The following is a 13,117-nucleotide window of genomic DNA, read 5'->3' on the forward strand; positions in this document are numbered from 1 at the left end:
AACCAAATAGGGATAGGAAGTAATGTCCCAGCCGGACAGAAAGTGGAAGTTTCTGGTGATCGCTGACGATACGCCGGAATTCAAGAAGGTTCTTCGCCTGGCAGCCTTGCGGGCAGGCAAGGTTGGGGGCAGCATGGTCATGCTACATATCATTCCCCCAGCAGATTTCCAGCACTGGGTCAGTGTGCGCGAACTGATGGAAGAGGAGGCCCGTCAGGAGGCCAGGGAAATGCTCAACGGGTTTGTGCACGAAGTCGAGACACTGTCCGGAATGACACCCGAGATTGTTATTCGACCTGGAGAGCCGCGGGAAGTGATCGCGGAATATATTCAGGAAGATCAGGATGTGCATCTTCTGGTTCTGGGGGCCGCTGTGGATGGTGACCCGGGACCGCTGATTCGTATTTTCCGTGAAGAGCTTCTCGGTGTCTGTCATATGCCGGTTATGGTGGTGCCGGGGAATATGACCGACGAGGAAATCGATAAATTCGTCTGATCAGGGGCCTGGGTGCTATCCAGGGTCGTGTTTTCCAGCCGGCCGGTCTGATTTTCTGTTGCTAGTCCTGCAGGTTTCCGATGTTTCGACGGAAGGTTTCTTCAAGCTGGACCGCCAGCCTTTCATGCCTCTGATGCAGGATATGATAGCCCTGAAACTTGACATAGCCCTGTCTGACAATATGAAGTTCTGAAAAGCTTTTGTCTGTTTCCTGCAGCCGCCGGGTTTCTATTGAGGGCAAGAGAATAAAATCGACCCGGCCTTTCTTCAGCAGCGAGACCATCTGTTCTGCGCTTTTTGCAGCAATGGATCTTTCAGGGGAAAGCATATTCCGGATATAGAGGATAAACTCCGGATAAGCGACGCGACGGTCATCGTCGATCAGAAATTTTTCAGCAGCAGGAAGAGGGGTGTTCAGCCGTTTACGGCTAATGAGATCTATTTCCATTGTATAAAGGGGGACGGGAACAGAGACCAGGTTGGGATATATTTCCGTGACAATTGTATGGCGTCCGATATCCGCATCAAGTCTTCCTTCACTGACCATCGATATGCAGCGATTAACCGGCAGGATATGCCATTCGATGCTGCGATTGAGTTCCTTGTAGGAACTGGCAATCATGTTTTTGAACTCAGTGGAGTGAACAAGCTCGGCCGGGATGCAGATATGAATGTTGTCGGAAGACTCATGCTGGTTGCCGAAGGCTTCCTTATCCGGAACCTGCAGGTAAAGAAGAAAAAGCAGACAAATCGTTATATATCGGCAATATTGCACTGTATATCCTCGGATTATACCCGGACCAACAATATATATATGAAACATAGGAATTCGCAATAAAAAGACCGAAACGGTCTTGATTTTCGCCAGATGTCTTGCCATGTAAGAAGAAACAAACTCAGGGTAATTACCATGTTTATTCAGACTGAACAGACTCCCAATCCCGCCACGCTCAAGTTTCTGCCTGGCGAAACCGTGATGGAACAGGGAACGGCCAACTTTGTCACAGCGGAGGAAGCGGGACGCTCCCCTCTGGCCAAGACATTGTTTGCTGTTGACGGCGTCGCCGGTGTTTTTTTTGGTTTTGACTTTATTACTGTCACCAGCGATGGTCGGGACTGGAATGAATTGAAACCGGTTATTCTTGGCACCATTATGGAGCATTTCACCGCCGGTTTGCCGGTTATGGAAGAGACCGCCGCTGCAGAAGTGGGAAGCAGCGAGGAAGACGGTGAAATTGTCACGCAAATCAAGGAATTACTGGAAACACGGGTGCGCCCTGCGGTGGCTCGTGACGGCGGAGATATTGTCTTCCATGCCTTCCGCGAGGGTATTGTCTATCTGCACATGCAGGGGGCTTGTGCGGGCTGTCCAAGTTCAACAGCCACATTAAAATACGGCATTCAGAACCTGCTCAAGCACTATATCCCCGAAGTGGAGAGCGTTGAAGCCGTATAGACGTTCGGCGGGCAATGCGCATTGATAGAGACTTGAGGCGGATATAGACTATGGAAATCACCAGAAGCAGGATGTTTTCGAGTGATCGCGCCTGGGGGGCAAAAGATATTGCCAATATGGGGGGCGTTACGACGCGTCTTCACTGGACGGATCAGCCGTACAAATGGCACATAAATGACGGAGAAGAAGTTTTCGTTGTCCTTGACGGGACCGTCGAGATGTTTTTTCGCATTAATGGCATTGAAGACTCAGAAATCCTGAATGTGGGGGATATCTTCTTCGCATCTGTCGGTGAGGAACATGTTGCGCATCCGATAGGGGAAGCGCGTATTCTGGTTATTGAAAAAGAGGGAAGTATCTGACTGTCGTCAGTTCGCCGGTTCCGTGCCGCCAGGGAGGTAGAAGGGTAATCCAAACCAGTACCAGCGGCCTTCCGGGCCAGGCATGGTGCAGTTGACCCGGCTGCGTCCTGGCGGTAAAGGCTTGTTGAAACGGATTTCCACGCGGTTACCACCAATCAGCCTCAGTTCCGCCGCTTCATCAAGATGGGACGGAAAACAGCTCATGGCTGTCAGTCCGCCGACAGTGCTGTCTACTGTAAACCCGATCAGGGGCGGATTGCTCTTGATGGTGGGATCGTCAGGCAGAATATCCCTGACCGGTAACGCCCGTGAATTGGCAATCAGGCGGAAGCGGCTCGGTGCGGCATATTTTTCATTGAAAGCGAAACGGGGCAGGGCGAACGGATCAAGCCTGCTGCTGGCTGTACCTGAATGTTGTCCGAAAGCGGCTTTCAGGCCAAGGGATTTGACTGTTTTTTCAATTTCGGCGCTATATTCGCCAAACGGATAGGCGAAAATTTCCGGTACATATCCCAGTTCGGCCTGGTATCGGGCTGATGCCGTTTTCAGATCCTGCCTGACCTGTTCAGGCGTCATACGTAACAGATGTTCGTGGGTGTGGCCGTGATGGCCGATGCTGACCAGAGGGTCTGCCTCCATTTCCCGGATTTGATCCCAGGTCATATATCCCGGAAGTTCCAGGTCCACGGGCTGCGTCGATGTGAACATTGTGAAAGGAAAACCGGCTTCCTTAAGCATGGGCCAGGCGTTTTCATATATAGAAACATAGGCATCATCAATGGTGAGGGCTATTGTTCTCGGCGGCAGTTCCTTGTTGTTACGGAAAGCGTCAATAACAGCCGAGAGCGGCACAATGTTGTATTTTTCGTTCTGCAGCTCTTCTATATGCTCCCTGAACTGGTCAAGCGTAATATTGGTGGAGGGGAAGCGATCCTCGCCAAAGCGATGATACATCATGACGACAGCGGAATCTTCTGTTTCCTGCGCCCGGGAAACGCTGGAAAAGTTGAAAATGAATACGCTGAAGAAGACGCAGAGAAACGCCTTGTGAAATATGGAGTTAAGAATCATGCCAACCCTGGATACTACTTTAAATATTATGTGGTAGGGGAGTATATACGGGTTTTATGCAAAAGGGAATTCCCTCTCTTAAAACAGGGGAATATACGATTTTTCCCGTTATCCGGTGGAAAAAGAAACTGAAAATAGTCATTTTCAAGTCGCAGGCCGGTTTGTATATTCGGTCGTCCACAGTAAATATTTAACAGTGTTGTCGGAAAGGGCAATCATATGACAGACCAAATTCTCTCAGATCGGGATCTGGACGTGATTTTTCGCGAGGCCCGTTCGTTCAAGGGGTGGCAGGACCGCCCGGTTTCCGAAGTCACGATCAGGGCGATATACGATCTTCTGCGCTGGGGGCCGACCGCCTTCAATGCCTCTCCGGCCCGTTTCTGTATTGTCCAGAGTGAAGAAGCCAAACAAAAACTTGCCGACTGCGCCATGGACAGCAACAAGGAAAAAATCCTCACCGCACCTTTTACCGTTGTGGTCGGGTACGACCTGGACTTTCCGGAAACTCTTCCGGACCTTTTCAAGCTTTACCCGGGGGTGGAAAAATTGTTTGAAGGCAATGATGACCTGACCCGGGAGACGGCCTTTCGCAATTCCAGCCTCCAGGGCGCTTATCTGATGATTTCAGCCCGGGCGCTTGGACTGGACTGTTGTCCCATGTCGGGATTTGACGCCGGGGCTGTTGAAAAGGCCTTTTTTGACGGTTCAAACATCAAGGCTAACTTTATCTGTTCCATGGGATATGGGGACAGGGACAGTTTGCCGCCACGACAGGACCGGCTGGCATTTGACCAGGCCTGCAGGATTCTTTGAGTAACCCGGGACTTATTCCAGGACAGGAGCCTTATGAATATTCTGGCCATTGACACAGCTCTGGGGGCTTGTTCCGCAGCGCTTCTGGTGGACGGTGACGTTGTTGCCGGGCGCTTTGAAGAACGCCAGCGCGGACATGCCGAACGCCTGCTGCCGATGGTCGAGGAGGTGTTGGAGGAGGCAGGCCTGGCAAGATCCGGACTGCAGGGCGTTGCCTGTACGCGGGGGCCGGGCACCTTTACCGGGGTTCGTATTGGCCTGTCTGCGGCAAAGGGGCTTTGTCTGGCCCTGGATATTCCGCTTGCCGGTTTCACCAGCCTGGAAGTGGTTGCCCACAATGTGATACATCACCCCGAAGTGAAGGAGGGTACTCTGTGTGTTGCCCACGACGCGCGGCGCGGCGAGGTCTATTTCCAGAAGTTCGTCTTGTCCGATGGACAGGTCAAGGCCGCAGGGGAACCGAAAGCGGTGGCGCTTGAAAAAATCCATGAAGAGTTGCCGTCCAGTCCGTGCAGTCTGATTGGAACCGGGGCCGCCCTGGTCATGGAGGCGGTGCCGGAAGAAAGTCGGCCCCCTATCCTGTTGCCCGAGGTTGGCGGGCAACCTGATGCGCGTATTATGGCGGTAATGGCTGGGCGTGAGCCGGATCGCTTCCAGAAGGAGCGGGTAATCGCACCGCTCTATCTTCGGGCACCGGACGCTGTCCGGCCGAAAGTGGTGCCGCTTCCTTTTCAGGAGGGGAAATGAGCGCCGACTGGGCTGAATATCGTCTTATGGAAGGGGAAGCTGCCGGTCTTCTGGCGGAAATTCATGACAGGGGATTTGCGGATGGACCGGAAAGAAGCTGGTCGGAGAATGAGTTTTCCACCCTGCTGGACATGCCCGGGAGTTTTGCGCTTGTCCTGCTTGTCCGGGATCTGCCCGCAGGTTTTGTCCTGGTTCGCCGGGTCGCGGATGAGGCGGAGATCCTGACCCTTGCCGTCCTGCCGGAAGTGAGGCGACAGGGACGTGCCGCCGGTCTCCTCGCCTATGTCCAGAATATGTTGCGTAAGGACTACGGCATAGAGAAGGTTTTCCTGGAAGTGCGTGCCGATAATGCACCGGCTTTGGCGCTCTACAGGAAATGTGGATTTCAGGAAGTGGGGCATCGCAGGAATTATTATTCAGTTGATGGGGACGGCTCAGCAGATGCGTTGGTTATGGCCTTGGGTTCCGAATAAAACCCGGACTTTCGGCAAGGTTTGAATGAATTTCCGCCAACGCGGAACGCAGGCTTGATAAATACCTGCGCTGGGTGCTAAAATGAGTTTGTCTTAGGGGCATTCAGCAAAAAAAACAATCAACTCAGGGTACAAAATGACGTCAGAAATCGAAAACCTATGTATCGAAAAAGGCATGAGAATGACTGATCAGCGCAGGGTTATTGCGCATGTTCTTTCTGAAGCTGAAGATCATCCCGATGTGGAGGAAGTCTATCGTCGTTCCGTAGACATGGATTCGAATATCAGCATAGCCACGGTTTACCGGACTGTACGCCTGTTTGAAGAGGCTGGAATACTGGAGCGCCATGACTTCCGTGATGGCCGGTCCCGTTACGAGCCGGTTCCTGACGAGCATCATGACCATCTGATTGATATCGAGACCGGCGAGGTTATCGAGTTTAATGAAAAAGAGATTGAAGCACTTCAGGAAGAAATCGCCAAAAAACTGGGGTACAAGCTGATCGATCACCGGCTGGAACTATACGGTACAAAGATCAAGTAGGTCTTAAAAGCTGGTATTTTTACCCATCTGATGGTATAGACGCTGCCTTGCAGGTATCTGCGGGGCTTAAGCGTATGCAATGGTGAATTTTTAAACGGTATTATATGCGGACATATTTCAGAATTGTAAAAGCGCTGTTCTATCTGACTGTCCTTTTGCCGCCGACTATTCTCGTCAAGAAAATCAGGTTCCCAGGATATAAAATCTGGCCCCACTGGGTCCATGGCAATCTGTGCCGGGCTTTCAATGTCCGCATTTCCACTGTGGGCACGCCCGTGGAGGGAACGACAACTCTGTTTGTCTCGAACCATATTTCCTGGCTTGATATTCTGGTTCTGGGAAAGGTGATCAAGGGCGCCTGTTTTATCGCCAAGAATGAAATGGAAGGCTGGCCCATACTCGGTTATCTGGCCAGCCTGCAACGCACCGTTTTTATTGACCGAAGCCGCAGGGCTGATGCCGGCAACCAGAAACATGAACTTCATAAACGCATGAAGGATGGCGACAGTCTGATTCTGTTCCCCGAGGGCACCACGTCTGACGGTGGCCGGGTCCTGCCGTTCAAGAGCGCCCTGTTCGGGGTAACGGAAAAGGTAATGCATCTTCATGTGGACGAACAGGGGCACGTGGACGAGTTGATGGTGCAGCCGGTGACCATTGTTTATCGTCGCATCAATAATATGCCGGTAAACCGCAACAGCCTGTTCAAGGTGGCCTGGATCGGCGATATGGAGCTTGCACCCCACCTGTGGAGTTTCCTGGGCCTGCTTAAGGTCGAGGTTGAGGTGCATTTCCACAAACCGGTATCCCGGAACCTGTTCAAGACTCGCAAGGAATTGGCCACCTATTGTCACCGGACCATTGAAAAACGGCTCCAGGATTGTCTTCGCGGCCGCCGACCGGAGCTTGGCCGCACTTCTAAAGTTGACTCCTGACCGCACAGTGATAGATTGCGCGCGCATAAAAGCGCGCTTTTTGCTACACTCTGGCCAGCAGGCGTTAAGAGGCCGGGTATACAGGTAAGGTCCATATGGATAAATCGAACACAAAGAAATTCTACATCAAGACCTACGGGTGCCAGATGAATGTCTATGATACGGAGCGTATGGTGGATGTAATGGCGCACGAGGGCTACTCGGTGACCGATAGTCCCGAACAGGCCGACCTTGTTGTGTTGAATACCTGTCATATCCGGGAAAAAGCCGCCGAGAAGGTCTATTCCGACATTGGCCGATTGCGCGCCATGAAGGATAAAAGGGTCGAAAGCGGCGAGCAGATGGTTCTTGCTGTAGGCGGCTGCGTAGCCCAGGCAGAAGGCGGGCAGATCATGAAGAGGGCGCCAGTGGTGGACATGGTGTTCGGACCCCAGACCTATCACAGGCTGCCGGATATGGTCAAACAGGCCGTCTCGGCAAAGCAGGCCGGAGACCAACCGCGCATTCTCGATACGGACCTTTCCGTGGATGAAAAATTCGAGAGCCTGGGTAAAAAGCAGGTGGGGCAGAAAACGTCAGCCTTCCTGACCGTACAGGAAGGCTGTGACAAATTCTGTACCTATTGCGTGGTTCCCTATACCCGCGGGGCTGAATTTTCGCGAAAAATTGAAGACGTCATGACTGATGCCCGCAAGCTGGCGGAGGCCGGTGTGGTGGAAATCACTCTGCTGGGCCAGAATGTAAATGCCTACCACGGCATGGGCGAGAACGGCGAGGAATGGTCTCTGGCGCGGCTGATCCGGGAACTGGCGGAAGAGCCGGGTTTTCAGCGCATTCGGTATACCACGTCCCATCCGTCTGACATGACGGACGAACTGATCCAGGTCCATGCGGAGGTGGAGCAGTGCATGCCCTATCTGCATCTTCCGGTACAGGCGGGATCGGATCGCATTCTCAAGGCCATGAACCGGCATCATACGGCGGATTCTTATCGGAAAATCATTGACGACCTGCGCAAGGCCCGTCCGGAAATTGCCTTGTCCGGCGATTTTATTGTCGGCTTCCCGGGGGAGACAGACGAGGAATTCCAGGAAACCATGCAGCTGGTGCGGGATATTGGTTATGCCCAGGCCTACAGCTTTAAATACAGCGCCCGGCCGGGAACACCGGCGGCTACTATGGAAGACCAGGTGCCGGAGGAGGTGAAAGCCAAGCGGCTTGCCGAACTTCAGGCGGAATTGAGCCGCCAGCAGGTGGCCTTCAACGAGGGCACCGTCGGGCAGGTTATGCCTGTGCTTCTGGAACGTCACGGAAAGGAGGCTGGTCAGCTTGTGGGACGCAGTCCCTATATGCAGGCAGTCCATGTGACACTGGCGGATGACAGCCAGCGGGATCACTATTTTGGCCGTATCGTCGATGTGGAAATCCTGTCTGCCGGGCCGCATAGCCTGAAGGGGCAGATAGCTGACGCGGCATCTCCTGCCGCAGTCAGGGCCTGAGTACCATGGCGGGGAACGATAACGGCATCACTGAAGAGATCATTCTGGAGTTCGAGGACAACAGGCTGCTGGCTCTGCTATGCGGCGAGCATAATGTGCACCTGTCCCGTATCGAGCAAAAGCTTGGTGTCACTCTGATCGGTCGCGGCAACCTGATTTCTATTATCGGAGATCTCGAGGCCGCTGACCTGTCCCGGTCCGCCCTGCTCAGACTCTATGACCAGCTGGAAAAGGGTTTTGATGTGACTCTGGCCGAGGTGGACGCCGCCGTTCGTATGGCTTTTGTCACCGACAGCCCGAAAGATGAGACCCTGCAGCGGAAAAAGCACGAGGCGGAAAACGAAATCGTGATCCGCACCCGCAAGACGGTGCTGAGCCCCAGGACGCCAAACCAGGCCAGTTATATCGAGGCGCTTCGGGACCGGGAAATGATCTTCGGCCTTGGCCCGGCGGGTACAGGCAAGACCTTTCTCGCGGTGGCGATGGCGACCTCTTTCCTTCTGGAAGGAAAGGTGGAAAAGATCATTCTGTCCCGTCCGGCGGTGGAGGCGGGGGAAAAACTGGGCTTTCTGCCGGGTGATATGCGGGAAAAGGTCGATCCCTACCTGACGCCGCTGTTTGATGCTCTCGGCCAGATGATTTCCCTAGAACAGACGGAACGGCGGATCGAGCGGGGTGAAATCGAGATCGCGCCACTGGCTTTCATGCGCGGGCGAACCCTGTCCAATGCCTTTGTCATTCTTGACGAGGCACAGAATACGACTCCCATGCAGATGAAGATGTTTCTGACCCGTTTCGGGGAAAATTGCCGCATGGTGGTCTGCGGCGATCCGTCACAGGTGGATTTGCCTGACGGGTCGCGGTCCGGTCTGACAGATGCGCTGGACATCCTGAAGCCCATTCACGATATCGCCTTTGTCAATTTCACGGCGGCCGATGTGGTGCGCCATCCGCTTGTGGGCAAGATTGTGGATGCCTATGACAGTCGGGGCGCCAAGAAGAAAAAATAATGAACACGTCCAATATCCAGCTGGATATCAATACGGAAGAAACAGGCTGGGAGGAACAGCTTCCCGAAGCCGCCGGGCTGATCCGGTCAGTTCTGGACAAGCTGGCGGCACATTGTCCCGAAGGTGCGGTTCTGACCCGCTTTCCCCGTCCGGAACTCAGTATCCTGCTGACAAATGATGAAAATATCCGGATTCTGAACCGGGATTATCGGGGAAAGGACAAGGCCACCAATGTATTGTCCTTTCCCGCGTTGTCAGAAGAGGAAATTGAAGGGTATTTCCATGCCGGGTCGGAGCTTCCCGATTATCCGGTGTCCCTCGGCGATATCATTCTTGCCCTTGAAACGGTGAAAAATGAAGCCATATCCTCGAACACAAGCCTGGAAAACCACTTTTGCCACCTGATCGTTCACGGATTGTTACATCTTTTGGGGTATGACCACATGAACGATATCGAGGCCGAAGAGATGGAAGGGCTTGAAAAGACCATCCTCGGCACTTTAGGGATTGACGATCCCTATGCCGAGATGTCAACCTGAAAGGCGAATTTTGAGATATTTGCTCAAAGAATGGTAAGATGAACCTACAAAATGGCACGATTGGGGAAAAGGCGGAATCTGAGCCTTCCTCGAGTAACAAGGGTGGTTTGTGGAACTGGCTGAAAAAGGTCCTGACCACCCGAAATGGCGACACCTCCCTCAAGGAAAGCCTCGAAGAGGTCATTGAGGGATTTGAGGCGGAAGATTCCTCCCTCAGGGAAGAAGAACGCTCGATCATCAAGAACACCCTGGCATTCGGTGACAAGCGCGCGGATGAAATTATGGTGCCGCGGGCGGATATTGTCGCGGTCGAGGCCTCCACCGGTTTCGAGGAACTGTTGCATCTTTTCCTCAAGGCCAGCACCTCGCGCCTTCCGGTCTATCGGGAGAGCCTCGACGAGGTGATTGCCATGGTGCACATCAAGGATGTTTTTGCCGCCTATGTCTCCAGCGAAGGTGGGGGAAATAACAAACTTCCACCGCTCAAAAGCCTGCACCGGCCGATCCTTTTCGTTCCGCCCAGCATGCGCCTGATGGATATTCTGGTGAAGATGCAGGCGACCCATATTCATATGGCGCTTGTGGTGGATGAATACGGTGGTACGGACGGACTTGTCACCATCGAGGACCTGGTGGAACAGATCGTCGGCGATATCGAGGATGAACATGATGTCATTGCCGAGGAACTCCTCTCCGAACTGCCGGGCGGACGCTTGCGCGCGGATTCCCGTCTTACCATCGAGGAACTGGAGGATCTTCTTAGCCTCGACCTGTTGCCCGATGAGCAGGATGATGATGTGGATACCCTGGGTGGCCTGGTGTTCACCCTGGCTGGCAGCATTCCCAAAGTAGGGGAAGTCATTGAACATGAAAACGGCCTTCGTTTTGAAATCCTCGAAGGTGATGAACGACGTATAAAAACAATCTTGATCCATCGGCCAAAGCCTGAAACTATGCCGCAGCACAATAATATGGTCGGCGGGGATTCAGGGAATGGTGACTGAGACAGCGGAACAGGCGAAAAAGACCTCTCTTCCTGGCAGGATTGACAACTGGATCGGGGCGCGCAGCGCCCTGCAGCTCGTAATCCTGTCTTTTCTTTCCGGGGTTTTGTCGGCTTTTGCGTTCGCGCCTTTCTATCTGCTGCCGCTGTTGTGGATTTCCTATCCTCTCTTTCTCCTTCTTCTTCGGAAACTTGACAAAAAAGCCGAAGCCTTTGCCATCTCCTGGTGGTTCGGGTTCGGACAGTTTTTTACGGGTATCCTGTGGATTGCCAACAGTTTCTACCAACAGGATGACATCCCTGCCTGGACGGGATATTTCGCTGTCGGTTGTCTGGCCGGCGTGCTGGCGATCTACAGCGGTCTTGTCGGCCTGGCCATGAATGCCTTCTGGCACAGGACGAAATCACAGGCCAACCTGCTGCCGGCTCTTTTGGTCTTTTGCGGGTTGTGGAACCTCGCCGAATGGGTGAGGGGGCATTTTTTAACCGGGTTTCCCTGGAATCTCTCCGGTTATGTCTGGGGCTTTTCAGACAGCATGTTACAGTCCACAAGCATCTGGGGAATATATGGTCTCGGCCCGATAACGATTTGTTTTGCCCTGGCGCCGCTGGTTTTTCTGAGTCTGGCCCCAAGGACCGCAAGGCTGATCCTTGCGGCGGGACTGTACGTGCTTTTGTTCGCCGGACTATTCCTTTTTGGCGCCCGGCGGCTTGACCAAGAAACGCAATATGTCGACGACGTGGGTCTGCGGCTTGTCCAGTCCAATATCAACCAGCGGGATAAATGGGCGCGGGAAAAACGGGCCGATAACTTCCTCGACTATCTGGCCATGAGCGACCGCAAGGGAAACAGTGGCGTGACCCATATCATCTGGCCGGAAACTTCCGTGATCTACTTTCTCGATCAGGAGCCCTTCCGGCGCTATATGATTGCTGACATGCTGGGGGATGACGGTATGGTGCTGACCGGTTTTCCGCGTCGTGAGTGGCGTCAGGATGAGCTCAGAATCTACAATTCCTTTATAGCCATAGACAGTGACGGTCAGATCGGCGCAATCTACGATAAGAGCCATCTTGTTCCTTTCGGAGAATATGTTCCGGCCTTTTTCAAGGTGATTCTCTCTGCTATGGGGCTTGAGAGAGCCATCGGCGGCCTTGATTACAGTCCGGGCGCGGGGCTTGTGACCCAGCATGTTCCAGGGACGCCGCCCTTTGGTGTCCTGGTCTGTTATGAAATCATTTTTCCAGGCGCCGTTACCGATGAAAAAGACCGGCCCGAGTGGTTGCTGAATATCACGAATGACGCTTGGTACGGCACGCTGACAGGGCCTTACCAGCATTTTTTGCAGACCCGTGTCAGGGCCATCGAGGAAGGATTACCTGTTGTCAGATCGGCAGGAACCGGTATTTCTGCGGTAATAGATTCATATGGGCGGGTCATTAAACGCATTGATCTGCAAAAACGTGGTACAATTGACCATAAATTGCCTGCCAAGCTGGAGAAACAGACTTTTTATGTCCGTTTCAGGGATATGATTTTTACAGTAATGAGCCTCTCGATTATACTTGCCGGAATGTTTTTTTCCATGCGGCGGTCCATGTTATAAATCAAGGCATATAAGATAATACTTGACCTTAATATTATTCGTTACTAAAAAAAATAGCTGGCTATGCGTGGGGTCGTACCGAGTTTTGAGTAAAATTTTGATTTTGGAAAAAATATGAAGAAACCTATTCCTAATCCTGTTGATGTACATGTAGGTTCACGGGTAAGACTTCGCAGAACTCTTCTTGGAATGAGTCAGGAAAAACTGGGCAAGGCCCTCGGTCTTACGTTTCAGCAAATTCAGAAATATGAACGGGGCGCCAACCGTATCGGTTCCAGTCGCCTGTTTCAGCTTTCACAAATTCTGGATGTCCCTGTTTCCTTCTTCTTTGATGACATGTCCGACGAGGTCGCTGCCGGCCAGGGATCGAAAGACAAAGAAGCGCAAACAGTTGAAGTGGACCAGATGTCCCGCAGGGAAACACTGGAGCTTGTACGTGCCTATTACAAGATTTCAGATCCTTCTGTGCGCAAGAAAGCATTCGAGCTGGTCAAGGCCCTCGGAAATTCTGCACTGGCTACTGAATAGTTTTCAGGATTTCGGCGTCTCACGTCAAAGA

General features: G+C 52.8%; 16 protein-coding genes. 14 read left to right on the top strand and 2 right to left on the bottom strand.

Going from position 1 to position 13,117, the window contains the following annotated elements; genetic code table 11:
• Positions 1 to 22: 22 nt before the first annotated feature.
• A complete protein-coding gene (locus tag ACN0YD_RS03685) occupies positions 23 to 496 on the top strand; it encodes a universal stress protein (RefSeq protein WP_417317293.1) in 474 nt (157 codons plus the stop codon).
• A gap of 61 nt (positions 497 to 557) precedes the next feature.
• Here ACN0YD_RS03685 and ACN0YD_RS03690 read toward each other — a convergent pair whose 3' ends face one another.
• Positions 558 to 1,118: a hypothetical protein gene (locus ACN0YD_RS03690; RefSeq protein WP_417317294.1), complete on the bottom strand. Its 561-nt coding sequence runs from the start codon at positions 1,116 to 1,118 to the stop codon at positions 558 to 560.
• Between the two features lie 288 nt (positions 1,119 to 1,406).
• On the opposite strand from ACN0YD_RS03690, the gene ACN0YD_RS03695 reads away from it, so the two are divergent.
• On the top strand, positions 1,407 to 1,952 hold the full coding sequence (locus ACN0YD_RS03695) for a NifU family protein (protein WP_417317295.1): 546 nt from the start codon (positions 1,407 to 1,409) through the stop codon (positions 1,950 to 1,952).
• 50 nt (positions 1,953 to 2,002) lie between these two features.
• Positions 2,003 to 2,314 carry a cupin gene (locus tag ACN0YD_RS03700; RefSeq protein ID WP_417317296.1) on the top strand — a complete coding sequence of 104 codons (312 nt, stop codon included), beginning with the start codon at positions 2,003 to 2,005 and terminating at the stop codon, positions 2,312 to 2,314.
• A gap of 6 nt (positions 2,315 to 2,320) precedes the next feature.
• Here ACN0YD_RS03700 and ACN0YD_RS03705 read toward each other — a convergent pair whose 3' ends face one another.
• Positions 2,321 to 3,385, bottom strand: coding sequence for a polysaccharide deacetylase family protein (locus tag ACN0YD_RS03705; protein WP_417317297.1), 1,065 nt, complete (start codon positions 3,383 to 3,385; stop codon positions 2,321 to 2,323).
• Positions 3,386 to 3,604: 219 nt separating this feature from the next.
• On the opposite strand from ACN0YD_RS03705, the gene ACN0YD_RS03710 reads away from it, so the two are divergent.
• From ACN0YD_RS03710 to ACN0YD_RS03760, 11 genes are all read left to right on the top strand, one after another.
• Complete coding sequence (locus ACN0YD_RS03710; RefSeq protein WP_417317298.1) at positions 3,605 to 4,201, top strand: malonic semialdehyde reductase; 597 nt, start codon at positions 3,605 to 3,607, stop codon at positions 4,199 to 4,201.
• Positions 4,202 to 4,234: 33 nt separating this feature from the next.
• Positions 4,235 to 4,948, top strand: a complete 714-nt coding sequence (gene tsaB, locus ACN0YD_RS03715) for a tRNA (adenosine(37)-N6)-threonylcarbamoyltransferase complex dimerization subunit type 1 TsaB (RefSeq protein WP_417317299.1) — start codon at positions 4,235 to 4,237, stop codon at positions 4,946 to 4,948.
• Complete coding sequence (gene rimI, locus ACN0YD_RS03720; RefSeq protein WP_417317300.1) at positions 4,945 to 5,421, top strand: ribosomal protein S18-alanine N-acetyltransferase; 477 nt, start codon at positions 4,945 to 4,947, stop codon at positions 5,419 to 5,421. The genes tsaB and rimI overlap by 4 nt, the downstream gene beginning before the upstream one ends.
• A 136-nt stretch (positions 5,422 to 5,557) precedes the next feature.
• Entirely contained in the window at positions 5,558 to 5,965 is a 408-nt protein-coding gene (locus tag ACN0YD_RS03725; RefSeq protein ID WP_417317301.1) for a Fur family transcriptional regulator, read from the top strand.
• A gap of 104 nt (positions 5,966 to 6,069) precedes the next feature.
• Positions 6,070 to 6,900 carry a lysophospholipid acyltransferase family protein gene (locus ACN0YD_RS03730; protein ID WP_417317302.1) on the top strand — a complete coding sequence of 277 codons (831 nt, stop codon included), beginning with the start codon at positions 6,070 to 6,072 and terminating at the stop codon, positions 6,898 to 6,900.
• Between the two features lie 95 nt (positions 6,901 to 6,995).
• Positions 6,996 to 8,399, top strand: a complete 1,404-nt coding sequence (gene miaB / locus ACN0YD_RS03735) for a tRNA (N6-isopentenyl adenosine(37)-C2)-methylthiotransferase MiaB (RefSeq protein WP_417317303.1) — start codon at positions 6,996 to 6,998, stop codon at positions 8,397 to 8,399.
• A gap of 5 nt (positions 8,400 to 8,404) precedes the next feature.
• A complete protein-coding gene (locus ACN0YD_RS03740; RefSeq protein WP_417317304.1) occupies positions 8,405 to 9,409 on the top strand; it encodes a PhoH family protein in 1,005 nt (334 codons plus the stop codon).
• Entirely contained in the window at positions 9,409 to 9,948 is a 540-nt protein-coding gene (gene ybeY, locus ACN0YD_RS03745; protein ID WP_417317305.1) for an rRNA maturation RNase YbeY, read from the top strand. Before ACN0YD_RS03740 ends, ybeY begins: the two co-directional genes overlap by 1 nt.
• Before the next feature lie 38 nt (positions 9,949 to 9,986).
• Positions 9,987 to 10,952 carry a hemolysin family protein gene (locus ACN0YD_RS03750; RefSeq protein WP_417317306.1) on the top strand — a complete coding sequence of 322 codons (966 nt, stop codon included), beginning with the start codon at positions 9,987 to 9,989 and terminating at the stop codon, positions 10,950 to 10,952.
• The gene (lnt, locus tag ACN0YD_RS03755) at positions 10,942 to 12,558 is read left to right on the top strand and encodes an apolipoprotein N-acyltransferase (RefSeq protein ID WP_417317307.1); all 1,617 of its coding nucleotides are present in this window, start codon (positions 10,942 to 10,944) and stop codon (positions 12,556 to 12,558) included. The genes ACN0YD_RS03750 and lnt overlap by 11 nt, the downstream gene beginning before the upstream one ends.
• Before the next feature lie 114 nt (positions 12,559 to 12,672).
• On the top strand, positions 12,673 to 13,086 hold the full coding sequence (locus ACN0YD_RS03760; RefSeq protein WP_417317308.1) for a helix-turn-helix domain-containing protein: 414 nt from the start codon (positions 12,673 to 12,675) through the stop codon (positions 13,084 to 13,086).
• Positions 13,087 to 13,117 lie beyond the last annotated feature (31 nt).

The sequence above is a fragment of the Emcibacter sp. genome (assembly GCF_048269205.1).
GTDB lineage: Bacteria > Pseudomonadota > Alphaproteobacteria > Sphingomonadales > Emcibacteraceae > Emcibacter.